The sequence below is a fragment of the Streptomyces radicis genome (assembly GCF_003626575.1).
In the GTDB taxonomy this organism is placed as follows: domain Bacteria; phylum Actinomycetota; class Actinomycetes; order Streptomycetales; family Streptomycetaceae; genus Streptomyces; species Streptomyces radicis.
Genome location: NZ_RBDY01000001.1, coordinates 156,428 through 178,402 on the forward strand (window position 1 = coordinate 156,428; position 21,975 = coordinate 178,402).

Genomic DNA, 21,975 nt, shown 5'->3' on the forward strand with positions numbered 1-21,975 from the left:
GGGAACTGGTGGGAGACTCGGACGACGACCGGACGCCGCCTTCCGAAGGGCGGCAGGACCCGGAGGGCACGCCGCGGCGCCCCCAGGAGCCGGCCGAGCCGGTTGACCCGGCGGAGCCCACGTTGGGCAAGGAGCCGGTACCGCCCCAGGAGAAGGAGGCGGGCGGCGGCATCCTGATGGGCCGCGTCTTCGGCGTCCCGGTCTATGTCGCCCCCAGCTGGTTCCTGGTCGCCGCGCTGATCACGTGGTTCTTCGGGAACCAGCTCGACCGCGTGCTGCCCGAGCTCGGCATCGGCCGCTACCTGGTCTCCCTCTTCTTCGCCGTCGCCTTCTACGCCTCCGTGCTGGTCCACGAGCTGGCCCACACGTTCGCCGCCATCCGCTTCGACCTGCCCGTGCGCCGCATCCAGCTCCAGTTCTTCGGCGGCGTCTCGGAGATCGAGAAGGAGTCCCAGACCCCGGGCCGCGAGTTCGTCCTCGCCGGGGTCGGGCCGCTGCTCTCCCTCGTCCTCGCCGGCGTCTTCTGGCTCGGCATGCTCACCGTCGAGGCCGGCACGGTCCCAGGGGTTCTGCTCGCGGGCCTGATGATCTCCAACCTCATCGTCGCCGCGTTCAACCTGCTGCCGGGCCTCCCCCTCGACGGCGGCCGCATGCTGCGCGCCGTCGTGTGGAAGCTCTCCGGCAGCCCCATGACCGGCACGGTCGCCGCCGCCTGGTCGGGGCGCGTCCTGGCCGTCGCCGTCCTCGTCGGCTTCCCCCTCGCGACCCACATGGGCAACGTCACCGACCGCGGCTCGTTCACCGGCCTCGAGTCCCTCACGGACGCGCTGCTGGCCGCCATCCTCGCCGCCATCATCTGGACCGGCGCGGGGAACAGCCTGCGGATGGCCAGGCTGCGCGAGCGCTTGCCCGCGCTCAACGCCCGCGCCCTGACCCGCAGGGCCGTCCCCGTCACCGGCGAGACCCCGCTGTCCGAGGCGCTGCGCCGGGCCAACGACTCCGGCGCGCGCGCCCTCGTGGTCGTGGACCCCGACGGCAGCCCGGTCGCGGTCGTGCGGGAGGCGGGCATCGCGGGCGTTCCCCAGCACCGCCGCCCCTGGGTCCAGGTCGGCACCCTGGCGCAGGACCTGGCCGACGGCATGCGGCTGTCGGCCGACCTGTCGGGCGAGGGCCTGCTCGACCACCTCAGGGCCACCCCGGCCACCGAGTACCTGGTGGTCGAGGACACCGGCGAGATCTACGGCGTGCTGTCCACGAGCGACGTGGAACGGGCGTTCATCGACGCCATGGCCCGCCCCTCGCCGTCCCCGAGACCGCGCTCCTCGCCCTGACCCACCTCCTCGGATTCGGCCGTCAAGTCCGCCTGGACTAGGCTGTCCGCATGTCCGAACCGACCGGTGCAGCCCGCCGTCGCGGGCCCTTCGAGGTCGGGGACCAGGTCCAGCTCACCGACCCCAAGGGCCGCCACTACACGTTCACGCTCGAAGCCGGGAAGAGCTTCCACACCCACAAGGGCGCCTTCCCCCACGACGAGCTGATCGGCGCACCCGAGGGGACCGTCGTCCGCACCACCGGAAACGTCGCCTACCTCGCGCTGCGCCCCCTGCTCCCCGACTATGTCCTGTCCATGCCGCGTGGCGCCGCCGTCGTCTACCCCAAGGACGCCGGGCAGATCCTCGCCATGGCCGACATCTTCCCCGGCGCGCGCGTCGTCGAGGCGGGCGTGGGCTCGGGGTCGCTCAGCACGTTCCTGCTGCGCGCCATCGGGGACCAGGGCATGCTGCACTCCTACGAGCGCAGGGCGGACTTCGCCGAGATCGCCCAGGAGAACGTCGCCCGGTACTTCGGAGGCCCGCACCCCGCCTGGCGGTTGACCGTCGGCGACCTCCAGGACCACCTCTCCGACACCGACGTGGACCGCGTCATCCTGGACATGCTCGCGCCCTGGGAGTGCCTGGACGCCGTCTCCAAGGCCCTCGTGCCAGGCGGCATCGTGTGCGCCTATGTCGCGACCACGACGCAGCTGGCCAGGACGGTGGAGACGATCCGCGAGCACGGCACGTTCAACGAGCCGCGCGCGTGGGAGACCATGGTCCGCACGTGGCACGTCGAGGGCCTCGCCGTCCGCCCCGACCACCGCATGATCGGGCACACCGGCTTCCTGCTGACCGCCCGCCGCCTCGCCGACGGCGTCACCCCGCCGCTGCGCCGCCGCCGCCCCGCGCCCGGCGCGTACGGCGCGGACTACACCGGGCCCGGCTCCGCCGGGGGCGAGCGGGCCGAGGCGGATTGATCGACCCCGCCGGAGGGCCGCGGTGTGACGTGTGGCACGATTCCGTGCGCGTTCCCTTCCCCACCCCGCGCTCCTGAGGGAGTCACCGCGTGCAGCTTCCGGCAGGTCAGGACCTTCCCCACACCCGTGCCCGCGCCGTTCACTGGCTGACCACCGCCGCCGTTCTCGCGGCCGCGACGGTCGTGGCGGCGATGGTCGAGCCCTCGGGCGCCACGGCCACCGCCACCGCGGGCGACGGGCCGGGCCCCGAGCGGGCGGCCGCGGGCGCCGCCCCCGTCCCCGGCCCCGACGCCGAGGCGGCCGACTACCCCCTCGACTGCGGCCCGCTGGGCGTCGTGGTGAGCGACCAGGCGTCCGTCGACCTGGACGGCGACGGAACGGGCGAGACGGTGGCCGTCGTCCACTGCGACGCCGGCTCGGGAACGCCTCCGCACGGCGTGTACCTGCTCGGCCACGGGGAGGGCGAGGGCGCGGCGCCGCGCGTCACCGAGACCCTCGTGGACCCGGCGGAGCGGATGAACGTCGACCGCTTCGAGGCGGACGACGACGCCATCGCGCTGCGCCTGTACGGCTACTCCTCGCCCGACGTGCCCAGTTGCTGCCCCGACATGCAGCGCGACGTCAGCTGGTCGTGGCGGGACGGTGCGCTGACCCTCGACGTCGCCGCGCCGCCCAACAGCGTGTGAGCCCCACGGCCCCGGGCGCGGTCAGGCCGCCTCGGGGCCGTACACCTCGGTGCCGTCGGCGACCCTGCGCACGTGGATGCACTGCCCGGGGCAGTCCTTCACCGAGTCGGTCACGTCCCGCAGCAGCGGCAGCGGAACGGGCGCGGTGGCCCCGGGGGCGGTGAGCAGATCGGCCTCCTCGCCCGGCGCCACGGGCGGCTTCACATAGGCGAGTCCGTCGATGTCGAGCTCGAACACGTCCGGCGCGTACTGTGCGCAGATTCCGTCCCCGGTGCACAGGTCCTGATCGATCCAGACCTCGAGCTCGTCAGCGGCTTCGTTCGGCACGGTCATTCGTCTACCGTTCCTCGTCGGGTGGAAACGTCGGGGCGAAACAAAGAGAGCCATCCACGCCGGGTGTTGACCGCTTACGACCATACAGCGGGCCGCTTTCCGACCGTGCGGGGTGGGTATTTCCCTGGCGTGAGGGAGTGCGCAAGGGTGAAGATCGGACACGCCCCGACCGTCTTTGTGATCTAGGGGTTTCGAACTGCACCGGTCCAGGTAGGGTCTGGAAGCGTCCAGCTCCCCTTGGAGGAGGTGAGGACCCGTGGTATCCCAGAACGACGACAGCAACCGCGGCATCCGGCCTGGTCGAGGTTCAGACGACCCGACCCGGCAGCTTGCCGACCTTGAGCAGGAGATCACCGTCCTGCGCCGCAAGCTGGCCGACTCTCCGCGGCACACTCGGATTCTCGAGGAGCGGATTGTCGAGCTCCAGACCAATCTTGCCGGCGTCTCCGCGCAGAACGAGCGGCTGGCGAGCACGCTGCGCGAGGCGCGGGACCAGATCGTCGCCCTCAAGGAGGAAGTCGACCGGCTGGCCCAGCCGCCCTCCGGATTCGGTGTGTTCCTGACCGCGAACGACGACGGCACGGCCGACATCTTCACCGGCGGCCGCAAGCTGCGGGTCAACGTCAGCCCGAGCATCGACCTCGACGAGTTGAGACGCGGCCAGGAGGTCATGCTCAACGAGGCGATGAACGTGGTCGCGGCCATGGAGTTCGAGAGCGCGGGGGACATCGTCACCCTCAAGGAGGTCCTGGAGGACGGCGAGCGGGCCCTGGTCGTCGGGCACACCGACGAGGAGCGGGTGGTCAAGCTCGCGCAGCCGCTGATGGACGTGACCCTGCGCGCGGGCGACGCCCTCCTCCTCGAGTCCCGCTCCGGCTACGTCTACGAGGTCGTGCCCAAGAGCGAGGTCGAGGAGCTGGTCCTCGAAGAGGTGCCGGACATCGACTACACGCAGATCGGCGGCCTGGGCGGCCAGATCGAGCTGATCCGCGACGCGGTCGAGCTGCCCTACCTGCACCCCGACCTCTTCCGCGAGCACGAGCTGCGCCCGCCCAAGGGCGTCCTGCTCTACGGCCCGCCCGGCTGCGGCAAGACGCTCATCGCCAAGGCCGTCGCCAACTCACTGGCCAAGAAGGTCGCCGAGGTCACGGGACGGCCCGCGGGGAAGAGCTTCTTCCTCAACATCAAGGGCCCCGAGCTGCTCAACAAGTACGTCGGCGAGACCGAGCGGCACATCAGGCTCGTCTTCCAGCGGGCCCGCGAGAAGGCGAGCGAGGGCGTGCCCGTCATCGTCTTCTTCGACGAGATGGACTCCCTCTTCCGCACCCGCGGCTCGGGCGTCAGCTCGGACGTGGAGAACACCATCGTTCCGCAGCTGCTCTCCGAGATCGACGGCGTGGAGGGCCTGGAGAACGTCATCGTGATCGGCGCCTCCAACCGGGAGGACATGATCGACCCGGCGATCCTGCGCCCGGGCCGCCTCGACGTGAAGATCAAGATCGAGCGCCCTGACGCCGAGGCCGCCCGTGACATCTTCTCCAAGTACCTCACCTCGAGGCTGCCGTTGCACTCCGACGACCTGTCGGAGCACAACGACAGCCGCGAGGTCACCGTCCAGAGCATGATCCAGACGGTCGTCGAGCAGATGTACGCCGAGTCCGAGGAGAACCGCTTCCTCGAGGTCACCTACGCCAACGGTGACAAGGAGGTCCTGTACTTCAAGGACTTCAACTCCGGCGCCATGATCCAGAACATCGTGGACCGGGCGAAGAAGATGGCGATCAAGGACTTCCTCGACCACCGCCAGAAGGGCCTGCGCGTCTCCCACCTGCTCTCCGCCTGCGTGGACGAGTTCAAGGAGAACGAGGACCTGCCCAACACCACCAACCCCGACGACTGGGCCCGCATCTCCGGCAAGAAGGGCGAGCGCATCGTGTTCATCCGCACGCTCGTCACCGGGAAGCAGGGCGGGGACACCGGTCGCTCGATCGACACGGTGGCGAACACCGGTCAATACCTGTAGTGCATGACACGTCGGCTGCGGGGCACGCGAAGGCGGGCTCCGCAGCCGTTCGTTTCCGAAACAGTCCTGAAGGAAACCCGCAGTGACCTCCTCACCGCAGCCCGTGTCGCCTAGGCTCGTAGCCAGCGACGGGACGGTGGAGAGCCGCCGCCGGGCAAGGAGGGCCGCATGACTGTACGGCGAGTGATGGGCATCGAGACGGAGTACGGCGTTTCCGTTCCCGGACACCCGAACGCCAACGCCATGCTCACCTCCTCCCAGGTCGTGAACGCCTACGCCGCGGCCATGCACCGCGCCAGGCGGGCGCGCTGGGACTTCGAGGAGGAGAACCCCCTGCGGGACGCCCGCGGCTTCGACCTCGCGCGGGACAACGCCGACGCGAGCCAGCTGACCGACGAGGACATCGGCCTGGCCAACGTCATCCTGACCAACGGCGCCCGCCTCTACGTCGACCACGCCCACCCCGAGTACAGCGCCCCCGAGACGACCAACCCCATGGACGCGCTCCTGTGGGACAAGGCGGGGGAGCGGATCATGGCCGAGGCCGCCCGCAGGGCCGCCGAGGTGCCGGGCGCCCAGCCGATCCACCTGTACAAGAACAACACGGACAACAAGGGCGCCTCCTACGGCACCCACGAGAACTACCTGATGAAGCGGGAGACCCCGTTCTCCGACATCGTGCGGCACCTCACGCCGTTCTTCGTCTCCCGCCAGGTGGTCTGCGGCGCGGGCCGGGTGGGCATCGGCCAGGACGGCGGCGAGCACGGCTTCCAGCTCAGCCAGCGCGCCGACTACTTCGAGGTCGAGGTGGGCCTCGAGACGACGCTCAAGCGGCCGATCATCAACACCAGGGACGAGCCGCACGCGGACGCCGAGCGGTACCGCCGCCTCCATGTGATCATCGGTGACGCCAACCTCGCCGAGCTGTCCACCTATCTCAAGCTGGGCACCACCGCGCTGGTGCTCTCGATGATCGAGGACGGCTTCATCGCCGTGGACCTCGCGGTCGACCAGCCGGTGCGCACCCTGCACCGGGTCAGCCACGACCCCTCCCTCAGGGAGCTCGTCACCCTCCGCAGCGGGCGCACGCTGACCGCCGTCCAGCTCCAGATGGAGTACTACGAGCTGGCAAGCAAGTACGTCGAGGAGCGCTGGGGCTCGGACGCCGACGAGCAGACGATCGACGTGCTGACCCGCTGGGAGGAGGTGCTCGGCGCCCTGGAGCGTGACCCGATGAGCCTGGCGGGCCAGCTCGACTGGGTGGCCAAGCGCGAGCTGATGGAGGGCTACCGGCGCCGTGACGGCGTCGGCTGGGACGCCGCGCGCCTGCACCTCGTGGACCTCCAGTACGCCGATGTGCGCCCCGACAAGGGCCTGTACAACCGCCTGGTCGCGCGCGGCCGGATGAGCACGCTGCTGTCGGAGGAGGACGTGGCGGCGGCCCGCGTCGACCCGCCGGAGGACACCAGGGCGTACTTCAGGGGCCGCTGCCTCGACCAGTACGCGGACGACGTCGCGGCGGCGTCCTGGGACTCGGTGATCTTCGACCTGCCGGGCCGTGACTCGCTCCAGCGGGTGCCGACGATGGACCCGCTGCGCGGCACACGGGAGCACGTCAAGGACCTGCTCGACCGCTGTGAGACGGCCGAGGATCTTGTTCGCGCCCTCTCGGGCGGCTGATTCGCCCCGGATCCGGGAATCATGGAGGTGGTTCCCGGACGTTGTAGCAAAGAAAGGCCGATGTCAGCCCCGGCTAGTAGGGTCTGATCTTGATACGTCGAGCTGAAGCATGGGGTGAGGGAGATGGCGACCAAGGACACCGGCGGCGGCCAGCAGAGGGCGTCGCGCACCAGTGAAGAGACCGAGGAGCAGACTCAGGACGCGGAGGTCTCGGAGGACCTCAAGGAGCGCCAGGAGGCTCTGACGGACGACGTGGACTCCGTTCTCGACGAGATCGACGAGGTCCTGGAGTCCAACGCCGAGGATTTCGTGCGGAGTTTCGTGCAGAAGGGCGGCCAGTAGCCCGCCCGCAGGGAAGCGACGCGACCCGGGTGGATCTTCAGCGCATGACGGGTAGGGTCCGTGGCATACGCTGCCTCCAGCCCCGGCCGCACAGCCGGACCGGGGCGGCGGACCGTTTCTCCTGACTGGAAGGAAACCTGTGGCGGCCAACTCCCACGACCAGGGGCGACTCCCGGCAGCCTTCCTGCGGCCGGGGTCCTCCTCTTTTCTGGACTTCCTCTCCGACTACGCCCCCGAGCGGCTCCCGGGAAGCCAGGTGCTGCCCCCCGTCCAGGGCGCGGTGGAGGCCGTCCACGGCACCACGATCGTCGCCGCCACCTTCGCCGGCGGCGTGGTGCTCGCCGGTGACCGCAGGGCCACCATGGGCAACATGATCGCCCAGCGCGACGTCGAGAAGGTCTTCCCCGCCGACGAGTACTCCGCGGTGGGCATCGCGGGCACGGCTGGGCTCGCCGTCGAGCTGGTGAAGCTGTTCCAGCTGGAGCTCGAGCACTTCGAGAAAGTGGAGGGCCATGCCCTCTCCCTCGAGGGCAAGGCCAACCGGCTGTCCGCCATGATCCGCGGAAATCTCGGCATGGCCTTGCAGGGCCTGGCCGTGGTGCCGATGTTCGCCGGGTACGACCTGGAGCGCGAGCGCGGCCGGATCTTCTCCTACGACGTCACCGGCGGCCGTTCCGAGGAGCTGGGTTTCGCGGCCGTCGGGTCCGGTTCGATCTTCGCCCGCGGCGCGTTGAAGAAGCTGCACCGCGAGGACCTGACGGAGCAGCAGACCGCCACGGTCGTCGTGCAGTCGCTCTACGACGCGGCCGACGACGACTCGGCGACGGGCGGTCCCGATCTCGCCCGCCGGATCTTCCCGATCGTCACGGTGATCACCGAGGATGGGTTCCGCCGGCTCGGCGAGGCGGAGGTCTCCGAGATCGCCAGGACGGTCACCGAGGGCCGTCTCTCGCAGCCGAACGGCCCGCTGGCCCCGGTGCTCTAGCGGCCCTCGCGGCACATGGAAGATTTCCGACGGACAGGACAGAAAGGGACGAGTAGCCGGTGTCGACGCCGTTCTATGTCTCACCCCAGCAGGCCATGGCGGACCGCGCCGAGTATGCCCGGAAGGGCATCGCGCGCGGGCGCAGCCTGGTCGTGTTGCAGTATGCCGACGGCATCGTGTTCGTCGCCGAGAACCCCTCGCGGGCGCTGCACAAGGTCAGCGAGATCTACGACCGGATCGCCTTCGCCGCGACCGGCAAGTACAACGAGTACGAGAGCCTGCGCATCGGCGGCACCCGGTACGCCGACCTGCGCGGCTACACGTACGACCGCGAGGACGTGACGGCCCGCGGGCTGGCGAACCTCTACGCGCAGACGCTCGGCAACATCTTCTCCAGCGCCGCCGAGAAGCCCTACGAGGTGGAGCTGCTGGTCGCCGAGGTCGGGGAGACCCCGGCGCACGACGAGATCTACCGCCTGCCGCACGACGGCTCCATCATCGACGAGCACGGCTCGGTCGCCGTCGGCGGGAACTCCGACCAGATCGGCAGCTATCTCGACCAGCGCCACCGCGACGACCTCAGCCTGGGCGAGGCGTTGCGGCTCGCCGTCGAGTCGCTCACGCGCGACAGCAACGGCGGGGAGCGGGAGTTGACCGCCGATCAGCTCGAGGTCGCGGTCCTCGACCGGAACCGCGCGCAGCAGCGGAAGTTCAAGCGGGTGTCGGGACCCCAGCTGGCCCGGCTGCTCGACGAGGGCCAGACCGCCCCGGCCGCGGAGGAGTCGCCCGAGAGCGCTCCCGAGGACGGCGACGACGAGGGGAAGTGATCGCGGGAACGCCCCGCCCCCGATGCCTCTGACGCCCCGGTGCCCTATGGCGCCGGGGCGTTCGTCCGTCCGCCGGCCGGTGGTGGCGGGGCCGTCGAGCCGCGCGGGGTCAGCGTGACGGGCAGCACGGTCGTTCCGCCGCGCTCGCCCGCGAGGGCCGCGAGCAGGGCCCGCATCCCCGCCGCCCCCAGCTCCTCGGCGGGCAGCGAGACGGTGGTCAGCTCGGGCTCCACGGCGGTGGCCACGGCCAGGTCGTCGAAGCCGGTGACCGAAAGATCGTCGGGGATCCTGATGCCGAGGCGCCTCGCGGCCTTGCACGCGCCCGCGGCCTGGAGGTCGTCGTCGCACACGAGCGCGGTGGGCCGGTGCGCGTCGGCCAGGGCGCGCTCGGCCGCGAGGAGGCCGCCCGTGACGTCGATGGGGGCGCGTTCCGTGGTGACCAGGCGCGCCCCCGGCACCGTGGCGAGCTCATCGGCAAGCACCCGGGCCCTGACGCCGAAGGTCCAGGACGGCACGTCGGCCGCGATGTGCGCGAAACGCCGGTGGCCCAGGTCGAGCAGGTGCCGGACGACCAGCCGCATGCCGGTGGCGATGTCGGGGTTGACCGTCGCGGCGGCGCCGTCGCCCGGCTCGCTGTCCAGCATCACCAGCGGCATCCCGTCCCCGCTGAGGGCGGCAAGCGCCTCGGCGGCCATCGAGGAGGCGAGTACACCGTCGAGCGTCGCGCCGGCCGAGGCGAACGGGTCGGCGGCCCGGCCGATGCCGGTGGGCGGGGAGTAGAGCACCACCCCGACGTCGTGCTCGGCGGCGACCCTGACGGCGCCCGCGTGCATGCGGGCGAAGAACTCGTTGGTCAGCGCGGGCACCACCACGAGCGCCGTGCGGCCGCGCCCGAGCCTGAGGGTCCGCGCGGCGAGGTTCGGCCGGTACCCCAGCTCGCGGACCGCCTCGCGCACCGCCGCGGCACGGGCGGGGGAGACCCGGCCGCGCCATCGCTCGCGCAGCACGAGCGAGACGGTCGCCTGGGACACCCCGGCGCGCCGGGCGACGTCACGGCTCGTGGGTCTCGACGGCGTCGCGTTGCTCATGGCCGGCTCCTGTCGTCCTTGGCCCCCTCCGACCCCCTCCGACCCCCGTGGTCTCCCGGAGCGTGCCCATCGTACGTACAATCAGCGGGCGTTATACGTAAAACTTCCTGGGAGGGCGGAGCCATGGCCACGGGCTATCTGGAGCTGCTGCGGTCCCGGCACGTGCTGCGGCTGCTCACCGGCACCCTGGTCGGGCGGCTGCCGCACGGCACGGCGGCGCTGGCCATCGTGTTGTTCGCCCGGGCCGAGGGCGGCGGATACACGCTGGCGGGCCTGCTGTCAGGGCTGCACGGCCTGGCCACCGCGATCGGGCAGCCGCTGCTCGGCCGGCTCGTCGACGTGTACGGGCAGCCGCGGGTGATGGTGCCCGCCGCGCTGGTCTCGGCCGCCGCCATGGGACTGCTCGCCGCCGTCGGGATCGAGCCACTGCCGCTGGCCTGCGCGGCCATCCTGGTGGCCGGGCTGACCACCCCGCCGCTCGAGGGCGGGCTGCGCGCGCTGTGGTCGAGCGTGCTCGGCGACTCCGAGCGCGTGCACCGCGCCTACGCGCTGGACGCGGTCGCCCAGGAGCTGATATTCGCCGGGGGGCCGCTCGCGGTGATGCTGCTCGTCGCCATGTGGTCCGAGGGCGCGGCGCTGCTGGTGATCAACGCGGTCGGCGTGCTCGGGGCGTTGTCCGTGCTGCTCTCCGGCCCTTCGAGGCGGTGGCGCGGGGCGGCGCGGGAGGCGCACTGGCTCGGCGCGCTGCGCTCGCGCGGGCTGTTGGCGCTCCTCGGCTGCTTCTTCTTCGTCGGGGGCGCCCTGGGCGCCATCTCGGTGGCCGCCGTGGCGTACGCGGACGCGAGGGGTGACGAGCTGGTGGCCACCTATCTGCTCTCCGCGCTGGGCGGCGGCGCCCTGATCGGCGGGCTCTGCTACGGGGCGAGGCACTGGCCAGGCGTCCCCGAGCGGAGGCTGGCGCTGCTGGTCACCGCGCTCGCCCTCGGCTATCTGCCGCTGGCCCTCGTGCCCGCGTCCGTGCCCGTGATGACGCTGCTCCTCGGGGTCGCGGGGATCTTTCTCGCACCCGCCCTGGCCTGCGCGTTCGTGGTCATCGACCGGCACGCGCCGACCGGGACCGTGACCGAGGCGTTCTCCTGGATGGTGACGACGTTCGGTGTCGGCGCCGCGGTCGGCACCGCCGTGGTCGGGCCCGCCATCGAGTGGGGCGAGGACGCCGCGGGGTTCGCCGTCGCGGGCGGCTCGGGCCTGCTGGCGCTGGCCGTGCTGGCCGCGACGCGGCGTGTTCTCGCAGCTCCCGGGGGTGTCCCCGGGCCCGTCGCCGGATCGCAAAATGATCGAAACGCCGTACTCGAACCCGGTTTCAGAAGCGGGCATCGGGCGTAATGTTCACTCATGGACCGCCGAATCTTCGGGCTGGAGAATGAGTACGGCGTCACCTGCACGTTCCGTGGCCAGCGCAGGCTGTCTCCGGACGAAGTGGCGCGTTACCTCTTCCGCCGAGTCGTGTCATGGGGCCGGAGCAGCAATGTGTTCCTGCGCAACGGCGCCCGGTTGTACCTGGACGTCGGTTCGCACCCCGAATACGCCACCCCCGAGTGCGACAACGTCACCGAGCTCATCACCCACGACAAGGCCGGCGAGCGCATTCTCGAAGGGCTGCTCGTCGACGCGGAGCGGCGCCTGCACGAAGAGGGGATCGCCGGCGACGTCTACCTGTTCAAGAACAACACCGACTCCGCGGGCAATTCGTACGGCTGCCACGAGAACTATCTGGTGGCCAGGCACGGGGAGTTCTCCCGGCTCGCGGACGTGCTGATCCCGTTCCTCGTCACCCGGCAGCTGATCTGCGGCGCCGGCAAGGTGCTCCAGACGCCGCGCGGCGCGGTCTTCTGTGTCAGCCAGCGCGCCGAGCACATCTGGGAGGGGGTCAGCTCGGCCACGACCCGTTCCCGGCCCATCATCAACACCAGGGACGAGCCACACGCGGACGCCGAGCGGTACCGCAGGCTCCATGTGATCGTCGGCGACTCGAACATGTCGGAGACGACGATGCTGCTCAAGGTCGGCGCCACCGACCTGGTGCTGCGGATGATCGAGGCGGGCACCGTGATGCGCGACCTCACCCTGGAGAACCCGATCCGGGCCATCCGCGAGGTGAGCCACGACATCACCGGCCAGCGCAAGGTGCGGCTGGCCACGGGGCGCGAGGCGTCGGCGCTCGAGATCCAGCAGGAGTACTTCGAGAAGGCCCTGGACTTCTGCGAGCGGCGCGGCATGCGCACCGGGCTGACCGAGCAGGTCCTCGAGCTGTGGGGCCGGACCCTCGAGTCCATCAGGGCACAGGAGCTCGACAAGATCAACACCGAGATCGACTGGGTGATGAAGTACCAGCTGATCGAGCGGTACCGGGCCAAGCACAACCTCACGATGTCGCACCCGCGGGTGGCGCAGATAGACCTCGCGTACCACGACATCCACCGCCGCCGCGGGCTCTACTACCTGCTGGAGCGCAGGGGCCAGGCGCAGCGCATCTGCAACGACCTGAAGATCTTCCAGGGCAAGTCCGTCCCCCCGCAGACCACCAGGGCCAGGCTGCGCGGCGACTTCATCCGTCGCGCCCAGGAGCAGCGGCGCGACTTCACGGTGGACTGGGTTCACCTGAAGCTGAACGACCAGGCGCAGCGGACCGTGCTGTGCAAGGACCCGTTCCGGTCGGTGGACGAGCGGGTCGAGAAGCTGATCGCTGGGATGTGACGGCACCCGGCGGCGCGCCCGCCGGTCGCGCGCGCTGAGGCCGTAGGGTGGGGCGGGACCCGTGGGGTCCCGCCCCCGCCCTTGTCTACCCCAAGTTGGACTCATGATCCCGATCGAACGAGCGCGCCGCCTCGTGGTGGTGCTTGCCGTACCCGCCCTGCTGCTGACCGCCGCCTGTGGCTCCGACGACGGCGGGTCGGAGTCCTCCGATCCCGAGGGGCCGGTGGCCACCGTCACAGGCGAGGCCGGCGAGCCGCCGGAGATCACGCTCGAGGACGGGGCCCAGGCCGGCTCCGAGTCCGTCGTCGAGGTGCTCTCCGAGGGGGACGGCGACGAGGTCCAGGACGGGGACTTCCTCCGGGTCGACGTCGTCGGCAGGGTCCTCGAGGCCGACATGGAACTGCTCAACACCTGGAACGGCAACCCCCAGGCGCCCGAGGACGCCCCCAGGACCCAGTTCGTGGTCCAGGTGGGCGCCGCCGCTTCGATGCCGGAGGCCGCCACGACGCCCCTGGTGGGCACGAAGGTCGGCAGCCGGGTCCAGGTCGAGGGTCCCGTCTCGGACATGCTCGGCCCCAGCGCGGCGCAGGCGGGGATCGAGGAGGACGACGGGGTCGTCTGGGTCTTCGACATCGCGGCCGCGTCGCGCGTCGACCCGGCCGCGCACGCCGAGGGCGACCAGGCGGCGGTCGATGAGGGCCTGCCCGAGGTGGAGGCGGGCGAGACGGGCCCCACGATCACCGTTCCCGAGGGCGAGGACCCGCCCTCGGAGCTGCGGCAGCAGACGCTCATCGAGGGTGAAGGGCCCGAGGTCGAGACCGGGGACGGGCTGATCGCCCACTACACCGGCGTGCTCTGGGACGGCGGGGAGATGTTCGACTCGTCGTGGGAGCGCGAGATGCCCTCGGGCTTCCAGATCGGCACCGGCTCGGTCGTCCCCGGCTGGGACGAGGGGCTGGCCGGCAAGAAGGTGGGGGACCGGGTGCTGCTGGTGATCCCGCCCGACCTTGGCTACGGCGACCAGGAGGCGGGCAACGGGGCCATCCCCGCCGGTTCGACCCTGGTGTTCGTCGTGGACATCGTGGGCCTGGTCTGACGCCCCGCGCGTCCACCGCCCGCGAGACGTACGAGAGTCCGACAGGAGAGTTGTGGTGAACATCGACAAGCCCGAGGTGGACTTCCCCGGGGGCGAGCCGCCCGCCGATCTGGAGGTCAAGGAGATCTGGGAGGGCGACGGGCCGGTCGCCGAGGCGGGGGCCCAGGTCTCCGTGCACTACGTCGGGGTCGCGTTCAGCAGCGGCGAGGAGTTCGACGCCAGCTGGAACCGAGGCACGCCGCTGCGCTTCCAGCTGGGCGCCGGGCAGGTCATCCCCGGCTGGGACCGGGGCGTGCAGGGCATGCGCGTCGGCGGTCGGCGGCAGCTGACCATCCCGCCGCACCTGGCCTACGGGGACGCGGGCGCGGGCGGGGGTCGCATCAAGCCGGGGGAGACGCTGATCTTCGTCTGCGACCTGGTCTCGGTCTGATCCCGATCCTCACAAGCGGTACGGTGGGCCCATCCCTTCGGGGGTGGGCCCACCGCGTTGAGGAGAGAGGGCGACGCGTCGATGGCGATTGCCAAGGCCGAGCGGCTGATGAACCTTGCCCTGTGCCTCCTGGGATCCGGACGCCCGTTGAGCAAGCGGGACCTGCGCACCTCGATCGAGGCGTATCTCGAGGTGACGTCGGAGGACGCGTTCAACCGCATGTTCGAGCGCGACAAGGACGACCTGCGCGAGCTCGGCATGGTCATCGAGACCGTGGAGAGCGTCGAGGGCGACATCGGCTATGTCGCCCGCCGCGACCGGAACCAACTGCCGCCCGTCACCCTGGACGCCGAGGAGGCGGCCGCGCTGGTGCTGGCCGCCAGGGTGTGGCAGCAGGCGCGGCTCGCGGGCGCGGCGAGCGGGGCGTTGCAGAAGCTGCGGGCCGCGGGGATGCCGCTGGCCGAGGAGGAGCCCGAGGGGTACGGCGCGCTCGAGCCGCGCGTGCCCGCGGGGGAGGCCGCGTTCGAGCCGCTGATGATCGCGTGCCGGGACCGCAGGCCCGTGACGTTCGCCTATCGCAAGTCCAACGCCGCCAAGCCGGAGAGCCGGCAGGTCGAGCCATGGGCCCTCGAGTGCTGGCGCGGCCACTGGTACCTGGCCGGATTCGACCGCGACCGGGGCGCGGTGCGCGTCTTCCGGCTCTCCCGGATCGTCGGGCGGGTCAAGTCGCGGCTCGGGACGTTCACCGCCGAGGTGCCAGGACAGGTGGCCGTCAGGGAGAGCGTGGCGCGCTGGGCGGGGGAGCACGCCACGGCGCAGGCGCGGATCCGGCTGCGCGTCGGCGCGGGATATCCGCTGCGCGCCCGGGCCACCGAGGCGACCCCGCTGAACGAGGAGTGGGACGAGCTGGAGATCCCCTACGGGCACGGACTCGGCGCCTGGCTCGCGGAGTTCGGCCCCGATGTGATCGTGCTCGAGCCCGCCGAGCTGCGGGCGGACGTGGTGGACCGGCTGCGGGCCGTGGCGAAGGGCTGAGGAGTGAGTGACTGACATGGCGATGACCGCCATCGACCGGACCCGGCGGATGCTCTCCCTGGTGACGTATCTGCGGGAACGCCCCGGAGCGCGCGTCGACGAGGTGGCGCGGGCGTTCGGCATCTCGTCCGACGAGCTGATCTCCGACCTCAATGTGCTGCCCATGTGCGGCACCAGCTTCAGGGGCGGGGACCTGCTCGACATCGACACCGACGGCGAGCACATCTGGTGGCACAACGCGGACGCCGTCGGCTCGGGCACCGGGCAGCCGCTGCGGCTCGCCGCCGACGAGGCGACCGCGCTGCTGGTCGCCGCGCGGGCCGTGGCCACGCTGCCCGGGCTGCGCGACGGGGACAGGGACGCGCTGCTGCGGGCCACCGCCAAGCTGGAGACGGCCGCGGGCGAGAGCGCGGGGGCCAGCTCGCGCCTCTCGGTGACGTTCGAGGCGGAGGGCGGGGTCTTCGCCGACGTGGACCGGGCCATCACCGAACGCCGCAGGCTGCGGATCCGCTACTACTCGCCGGGGCGCGACGAGCTGACCGACCGGGAGATCGACCCGATCCGGCTCTTCGCGGTCGGCCACACCTATGTCGAGGCGTGGTGTCGGCGGACCGAGGCGCGGCGGACGTTCCGCCTCGACCGGGTGGCCAGGATCGAGCTGCTCGACGTTCCCGCCGATCCGCCGCCCGTGGAGCCGCGGGATCTGAGCGAGGGGCTCGTGCAGCCCGCGCCGAGCGATCCCGAGGTGGTGATCGAGGTCGGCCCCGGAGGGCGCTGGGTCGCGGAGTACTACCCGCACGACGCGGCCGACGAGCTGCCCGACGGTGGCCTGCGCGTGACGCTGCGCACCCCGGACCCGGCCACGCTGCGTCGGCTCGCGCTGCGGCTCGGCGGCGACGGGCGGATCGTGTCGCCGCCCGAGCTCGCGGACAGCGCGCGGGACGCGGCGCGGGCCGCGCTCGAGCTGTACGGGGAGGTGGCGTAGCGGTGTTCTGGCCGATGACGCAGCTGGTGCTGGCGTTCTGCGGGGTGGCCGTGCTCGGGGTGCTCGCGGTGCGGGTGGGGATCGAGGTGCGGCGCTTCGCCCGCGCGGTGGGCGAAGGCGCCGAGCGGATCGGCGCGGCGGCCGACCGCCTGGAGCGCTCGGCGCGGCCGCTGGCGGCGCGCGGGGGGAGCGTACGGCGGACATACGGCGGGAACAGCGCGGAAGAATAGGCGGATGCGCGGGCATTGCTTTGCGTTCACCCTTGCGCGTTAAGATTGCAGCTCGTGTGCCGGCCGATCCGGAATGACCGTGTCCGGGCGGCACGAAGGTCATTCCCCGGATGAGAGAGTAGACGGACGATATGGGCTCGATCTCACCTTGGCACCTGCTGGTCGTCTTCCTCGTCGTCGTGATCGTCTTCGGGTCCAAGCGGCTGCCGGACACGGCGCGTTCGCTCGGCAAGTCGATGCGCATCCTCAAGAGCGAGACGGCCGCCCTGAAGAAGGACGGCAAGGCGGCCGACGCCGGGGAGCCCGCGGACGCCGCTCCGCAGGCGCAGCGGACGATCCAGGCCGCTCCCGGGGACACCGAGAGCGCGCGTCCCGTGGACGAGCCGAAGCGCACCGCCCAGGGCTGACGCCCCACCGGTGGCAGGAGTGAGGTCGGGCGGCCGGACGGGTTCCGGCCGCCCCTCGAGATGAGGACGTGCCGGTGCCCAAGTCCGCGCCGAAGAAGCAGAAGGACCCCGAGGGGCGGATGCCCCTCACCGAGCACCTGCGTGAGCTGCGCAACAGGCTCGCCATCTCGGTGGGCGCGGTGCTGGCGATCACCATCGTGGCGCTCTTCTTCGCCAGGGACATCATGGAGATCCTCACGGATCTGATGCCCGACTGCGAGGAGGTCAACGACACCGCGGACTCGGTGCGGCAGTGCGACACCCAGCTCACCCAGCAGGGCCTCACCTCGCCGTTCGCCACCTACTTCAGGGTCTCGCTGCTCGTCGGCCTCATCGGCGCCGCGCCGGTCTGGCTCTACCAGGCGTGGGCGTTCATCGCCCCCGGCCTGCACCGGACCGAGAAGAAGTACGCGCGCGCGGTCGTCGGCGTCGGCGTGCCGCTCTTCCTGAGCGGCGTCTACTTCGCCTACTGGCTGCTGCCCCGGGCCATCCCCGTGCTGCTCGGCTTCAGCCCCGACGGCGTGCAGAACCTCGTGACCGTCGAGGAGCTGCTCGACATCACGATCCGGATGGCGTTCGCGTTCGGCCTCTCCTTCGAGCTGCCGCTGCTGCTCGTCCTGCTGAACCTCGGCGGCGTCGTCACGGGCAAGCGGATGCTCAGCTGGTGGCGTTGGATGGTGCTCGGCATCGCGATCTTCGCGGCCGCGATCACCCCGACCGACCTGATGTCGATGATCGCCCTCCAGGTCCCGGTCACCGGCCTCTACTTCATCGCCTGCGGCATCGCCCTGCTCAACGACCGGCGGCGCCAGCGGAGCAACCCCGACCGCGAGCTCGACGACGACGAGGCGTCCGACCTGGACCTGACCCCGTCGTCCATCGAGCCGGTGGAGTCGGTGTCGGCGTCGCGTGACGACGGGGGCTCCTCCCGGGTCAACAGGTTCGACGACGCGACCTGACGCGCGTGGGCGATGACATCACGCTGCTGGTGAACCCGGCGGCGGGCCGGGGCGGTGGCTCCCGCGCCGCCCTGCGCGCGGCCCGCGTGCTGCGGGCCGCCGGGTTCTCCGTGCGCGCCGTGACCGGCGTGGACGCGCCCGACGCGGCGCGCCGCGCGCGGGAGGCGGTGGCCGACGGCACGGGGGCGCTCGTCGCGGTCGGCGGGGACGGCGTGGTCTCGCTCGCGCTCGGCGCCGTCGCGGAGACCAGCACGCCGCTCGGCATCGTCGCCGCCGGTACCGGGAACGACACCGCACGCGCCTGTGGGCTGCCCATCCGCGCCCCCGAGGCGGCGGCCACCCTGATGGCCGAAGCCCTCGCGGCGGGCGCGAGCCGCCGCGTCGACCTGGGCCGGGTGGGGGAGAGGTGGTTCGCCGGGGTGCTGGCCGCGGGCTTCGACTCCCGCGTCACCGACCGCGGCAACCGGATGCGCTGGCCGCGCGGCAGGCTGCGGTACGACGCGGCGGTGCTCGCCGAGCTGGCCGCGCTGCACGCCGTGCCCTGCCGGATCCGCCTGGACGGCGGGCCCTGGTCGGAGCGGGACATCACGCTGGTCGCCGTGGGGAACGGGCCGAGCTACGGCGGTGGGCTGCGGATCTGCGCCGGGGCCAGGCCTGACGACGGGCACTTCACGGTGACGGTGGTCGGCCGGGTCAGCAGGACCACGCTGGTGCGCGTCTACCCGCGCGTCTACCGGGGCACCCACCTCGGCCACCCCGCGGTGTCCGCGTTCACCGCCACCCGCGTGGAGCTGGACGCCCCCGGCGTCACCGGGTACGCCGACGGCGAACCGCTCGGCCCGCTGCCGCTCACGGCCACGTGTGTCCCGGGCGCGCTGCGGCTGCTCGCGCCGCCCGCGGGGGCGGGCTCCGGCGGGTGAGAAGTCCCCGGGTCGGCGGGGGGTGGGGCCGGTAGGCTCGTAGGCACAATGACCGACCACATGTCCCCTGCGCAGCGGTACGCCGCCGCCAAGCGGCGCGCGGCCGAGCAGGCCACCGCGCTCGCCCCGTTCCGTGAGCTCTACGACTTCGGTCTTGACGCGTTCCAGATCGAGGCGTGCCAGGCCCTCGAGGCGGGGAAGGGCGTGCTGGTCGCGGCGCCCACCGGCTCGGGCAAGACGATCGTGGGCGAGTTCGCCGTCCACCTCGCGCTCGACCAGGGCCGCAAGTGCTTCTACACCACGCCGATCAAGGCCCTGTCGAACCAGAAGTACGCCGACCTGGTCAAGCGGTACGGCGCCGACCGCGTCGGCCTGCTGACGGGGGACAACAGCGTCAACGCGGACGCCCCCGTGGTCGTGATGACCACCGAGGTCCTGCGGAACATGCTGTACGCGGGCTCGTCCGCGCTGACCGGGCTCGGCTATGTGGTGATGGACGAGGTGCACTACCTGTCCGACCGCTTCAGGGGCGCGGTGTGGGAGGAGGTCATCATCCACCTGCCCGAGTCGGTGACCCTGGTCTCGCTCTCGGCGACCGTCTCCAACGCCGAGGAGTTCGGCGACTGGCTCGACACCGTCCGCGGGGACACCGAGGTGATCGTCTCCGAGCACCGGCCCGTGCCGCTCTGGCAGCATGTGCTGGCCGGGCGGCGGCTGTACGACCTGTTCGAGGAGTCGGGCGAGAAGCGCGAGGTCAACCCCGACCTGCTGCGCATGGCCCGCCTGGAGAACACCAGGACATGGGGCGCGCGCGACCGTTACCGCAACGGCAGGGACCGGCGCAGGGCGGCGGACCGGGAGCGCGAGCGGCGGCAGCGCGCGCGGGTCTACACGCCGAGCCGGGTCGAGGTGATCGACCGCCTCGACGCCGAGGGGCTGCTGCCCGCGATCACGTTCATCTTCAGCCGCGCGGGCTGCGAGGCGGCGGTGCAGCAGTGCCTGCACGCCGGTCTTCGGCTCAACGACGCGGTGGCGCGGGCGCAGGTGCGGGAGATCGTGGAGCGGCGCGCGGCGGCGATCCCGGACGAGGACCTGCACGTCCTGGGGTACTTCGAGTGGCTCGAGGGCCTGGAGCGTGGCATCGCGGCGCACCACGCGGGGATGCTGCCGACGTTCAAGGAGATCGTCGAGGAGCTGTTCGTCAGAGGGCTGGTCAAGGCGGTCTTCGCGACCGAGACGCTGGCGCTGGGCATCAACATGCCGGCGCGTTCGGTCGTGCTGGAGAAGCTGGTCAAGTGGAACGGCGAGCAGCACGCGGACATCACGCCGGGCGAGTACACGCAGCTCACCGGGCGGGCCGGGCGGCGCGGGATCGACGTCGAGGGCCACGCGGTGGTGCTGTGGCAGCGGGGGATGGACCCGGCGGCGCTCGCGGGTCTCGCCGGGGCGCGGACGTATCCGCTGCGGTCGTCGTTCAAGCCGTCGTACAACATGGCGGTCAACCTGGTGGGGCAGTTCGGGCGGCACCGGTCGCGTGAGCTGCTGGAGACGTCGTTCGCGCAGTTCCAGGCGGACCGGTCGGTGGTCGGGATCTCGCGGCAGGTGCGGCGCAACGAGACCGGGCTCGCCGGGTACCGGGAGGCGATGACGTGCCACCTGGGTGACTTCGGGGAGTACTCGCGGCTGCGGCAGGACCTCAAGGACCGGGAGACGGAGCTGGCGCGGCAGGGCGTCGCGCAGCGCAGGGCGGCGGCGCACACGTCGTTGGAGCAGCTCAGGCCGGGGGACATCATCCATGTGCCGACCGGCAAGTTCGCCGGTCTCGCGCTGGTGCTCGACCCCGGCATCCCCGCGGGGCGGAGCGCGGGGCGGCGCGGGATGGAGTTCCACGAGGGGCCGCGCCCCTTGGTGCTGACCGAGCAGCGGCAGGTCAAGCGGCTGGCCTCGATCGACTTCCCCGCGCCCGTCGAGCCGCTGGACCGGATGCGGATCCCGCGCTCGTTCAACGCCCGCAGCCCGCAGTCGCGGCGCGATCTCGCGTCGGCGCTGCGGTCCAAGGCGGGGCACGTGGTGCCGCGGCGGCACCGCAAGCAGCGGGCGGCGGCGGCCGACGACCCGGAGATCACGCGGCTGCGGGCGGCGATCAGGGCGCATCCGTGCCATGGCTGCGCCGAGCGCGAGGACCACGCGCGCTGGGCGGAGCGGTACCACCGCCTCGCGCGGGACACCCGGCAGCTCGAGCGGCGGATCGAGGGCAGGACGAACACCATCGCCCGCACGTTCGACCAGGTGGCGGCGCTGCTGTCCGAGCTGGAGTATCTGCGGGACGACGAGGTGACCGAGGACGGCAGGCGGCTGGCGCGGCTCTACGGCGAGCTCGACCTGCTGGCCTGCGAGTGCCTGCGGGACGGCGTCTGGGAGGGCCTCGGGCCCGCGGAGCTGGCGGCGTGCGCCTCCGCGCTCGTCTACGAGGCGCGGTCGGCCGACGACGCGCCGGCGCCCGAGCTGCCCGGGGGGCGCGCGCGGGAGGCGCTGGCCGACATGGTGCGGATCTGGGGGCGCCTCGACGCCCTGGAGGACCAGCACAGCATCAGCCAGGCCACGGGCGTCGGGCAGCGGGAGCCGGATCTGGGCTTCGCGTGGCCCGCCTACCGCTGGGCGCGCGGGCACGGCCTCGACGAGGTGCTGCGCGACGCGGACATGCCCGCGGGCGACTTCGTGCGCTGGTGCAAGCAGGTCATCGACGTGCTGGGGCAGATCGCCGCCGCGGCGCCCGAGGGCGGCACCGTGCGGGGGAACGCCCGCAAGGCCGTGGACGCGATGCTGCGGGGCGTCGTGGCGTACAGCTCGGTGGGCTGAG

The 21,975-nt window shown here is 71.9% G+C and carries 21 protein-coding genes; 19 read left to right on the forward strand and 2 right to left on the reverse strand.

Translation table 11 applies throughout. The annotated features are described in order from the left end of the window. Nucleotides 1-122 precede the first annotated feature (122 nt). The 3 genes from D7318_RS00690 to D7318_RS00700 all read left to right on the forward strand — a co-directional run bounded on the left by D7318_RS00690 (nt 123) and on the right by D7318_RS00700 (nt 2,979). Nucleotides 123-1,331, forward strand: coding sequence for a site-2 protease family protein (locus D7318_RS00690; RefSeq protein ID WP_230423279.1), 1,209 nt, complete (start codon nt 123-125; stop codon nt 1,329-1,331). Between the two features lie 50 nt (nt 1,332-1,381). Continuing rightward, a complete protein-coding gene (locus D7318_RS00695; RefSeq protein WP_120694834.1) occupies nt 1,382-2,293 on the forward strand; it encodes a tRNA (adenine-N1)-methyltransferase in 912 nt (303 codons plus the stop codon). Nucleotides 2,294-2,382: 89 nt separating this feature from the next. Further along, a complete protein-coding gene (locus D7318_RS00700; RefSeq protein ID WP_120694835.1) occupies nt 2,383-2,979 on the forward strand; it encodes a hypothetical protein in 597 nt (198 codons plus the stop codon). Between the two features lie 21 nt (nt 2,980-3,000). On the opposite strand, the gene D7318_RS00705 is transcribed toward D7318_RS00700, so the two are convergent. Next, entirely contained in the window at nt 3,001-3,312 is a 312-nt protein-coding gene (locus tag D7318_RS00705) for a ferredoxin (RefSeq protein ID WP_120694836.1), read from the reverse strand. Between the two features lie 256 nt (nt 3,313-3,568). On the opposite strand from D7318_RS00705, the gene arc reads away from it, so the two are divergent. From arc to prcA, 5 genes are all read left to right on the forward strand, one after another. Next, nucleotides 3,569-5,335, forward strand: a complete 1,767-nt coding sequence (gene arc / locus D7318_RS00710) for a proteasome ATPase (protein WP_120694837.1) — start codon at nt 3,569-3,571, stop codon at nt 5,333-5,335. 168 nt (nt 5,336-5,503) lie between these two features. Beyond that, complete coding sequence (gene dop, locus D7318_RS00715) at nt 5,504-7,015, forward strand: depupylase/deamidase Dop (protein WP_120694838.1); 1,512 nt, start codon at nt 5,504-5,506, stop codon at nt 7,013-7,015. Nucleotides 7,016-7,138: 123 nt separating this feature from the next. Then, nucleotides 7,139-7,357 (forward strand): ubiquitin-like protein Pup, encoded by a 219-nt coding sequence (locus D7318_RS00720; protein ID WP_049567989.1) that lies wholly within the window; start codon nt 7,139-7,141, stop codon nt 7,355-7,357. Between the two features lie 139 nt (nt 7,358-7,496). Next, nucleotides 7,497-8,342, forward strand: coding sequence for a proteasome subunit beta (gene prcB, locus D7318_RS00725; RefSeq protein WP_120694839.1), 846 nt, complete (start codon nt 7,497-7,499; stop codon nt 8,340-8,342). A gap of 59 nt (nt 8,343-8,401) precedes the next feature. Beyond that, nucleotides 8,402-9,169, forward strand: coding sequence for a proteasome subunit alpha (prcA, locus tag D7318_RS00730; protein ID WP_120694840.1), 768 nt, complete (start codon nt 8,402-8,404; stop codon nt 9,167-9,169). 44 nt (nt 9,170-9,213) lie between these two features. Here prcA and D7318_RS00735 read toward each other — a convergent pair whose 3' ends face one another. Further along, on the reverse strand, nt 9,214-10,257 hold the full coding sequence (locus tag D7318_RS00735) for a LacI family DNA-binding transcriptional regulator (RefSeq protein WP_120694841.1): 1,044 nt from the start codon (nt 10,255-10,257) through the stop codon (nt 9,214-9,216). Between the two features lie 123 nt (nt 10,258-10,380). On the opposite strand from D7318_RS00735, the gene D7318_RS00740 reads away from it, so the two are divergent. The 11 genes from D7318_RS00740 (at nt 10,381) to D7318_RS00790 (ending at nt 21,974) form a co-directional block, all read left to right on the forward strand. Beyond that, nucleotides 10,381-11,643: an MFS transporter gene (locus D7318_RS00740; protein WP_120694842.1), complete on the forward strand. Its 1,263-nt coding sequence runs from the start codon at nt 10,381-10,383 to the stop codon at nt 11,641-11,643. Between the two features lie 9 nt (nt 11,644-11,652). Beyond that, a complete protein-coding gene (pafA, locus tag D7318_RS00745; RefSeq protein ID WP_120694843.1) occupies nt 11,653-13,014 on the forward strand; it encodes a Pup--protein ligase in 1,362 nt (453 codons plus the stop codon). A 103-nt stretch (nt 13,015-13,117) separates the two neighbouring features. Further along, nucleotides 13,118-14,110 carry an FKBP-type peptidyl-prolyl cis-trans isomerase gene (locus tag D7318_RS00750; protein WP_120694844.1) on the forward strand — a complete coding sequence of 331 codons (993 nt, stop codon included), beginning with the start codon at nt 13,118-13,120 and terminating at the stop codon, nt 14,108-14,110. 55 nt (nt 14,111-14,165) lie between these two features. Beyond that, the gene (locus D7318_RS00755) at nt 14,166-14,540 is read left to right on the forward strand and encodes an FKBP-type peptidyl-prolyl cis-trans isomerase (protein ID WP_120695201.1); all 375 of its coding nucleotides are present in this window, start codon (nt 14,166-14,168) and stop codon (nt 14,538-14,540) included. Nucleotides 14,541-14,621: 81 nt separating this feature from the next. Next, nucleotides 14,622-15,575: a helix-turn-helix transcriptional regulator gene (locus tag D7318_RS00760; protein ID WP_120694845.1), complete on the forward strand. Its 954-nt coding sequence runs from the start codon at nt 14,622-14,624 to the stop codon at nt 15,573-15,575. Nucleotides 15,576-15,591: 16 nt separating this feature from the next. After that, nucleotides 15,592-16,560, forward strand: coding sequence for a helix-turn-helix transcriptional regulator (locus D7318_RS00765; RefSeq protein WP_120694846.1), 969 nt, complete (start codon nt 15,592-15,594; stop codon nt 16,558-16,560). Between the two features lie 2 nt (nt 16,561-16,562). Further along, nucleotides 16,563-16,790, forward strand: coding sequence for a hypothetical protein (locus D7318_RS00770; RefSeq protein WP_120694847.1), 228 nt, complete (start codon nt 16,563-16,565; stop codon nt 16,788-16,790). Between the two features lie 131 nt (nt 16,791-16,921). Further along, nucleotides 16,922-17,197, forward strand: coding sequence for a Sec-independent protein translocase subunit TatA (gene tatA, locus D7318_RS00775; protein ID WP_120694848.1), 276 nt, complete (start codon nt 16,922-16,924; stop codon nt 17,195-17,197). 74 nt (nt 17,198-17,271) lie between these two features. Continuing rightward, nucleotides 17,272-18,195 (forward strand): twin-arginine translocase subunit TatC, encoded by a 924-nt coding sequence (gene tatC, locus D7318_RS00780; RefSeq protein ID WP_120695202.1) that lies wholly within the window; start codon nt 17,272-17,274, stop codon nt 18,193-18,195. Nucleotides 18,196-18,200: 5 nt separating this feature from the next. Continuing rightward, nucleotides 18,201-19,115 carry a diacylglycerol kinase gene (locus D7318_RS00785; RefSeq protein WP_120694849.1) on the forward strand — a complete coding sequence of 305 codons (915 nt, stop codon included), beginning with the start codon at nt 18,201-18,203 and terminating at the stop codon, nt 19,113-19,115. A 48-nt stretch (nt 19,116-19,163) separates the two neighbouring features. Further along, a complete protein-coding gene (locus D7318_RS00790) occupies nt 19,164-21,974 on the forward strand; it encodes a DEAD/DEAH box helicase (protein ID WP_120694850.1) in 2,811 nt (936 codons plus the stop codon). Nucleotide 21,975: the final 1 nt, after the last annotated feature.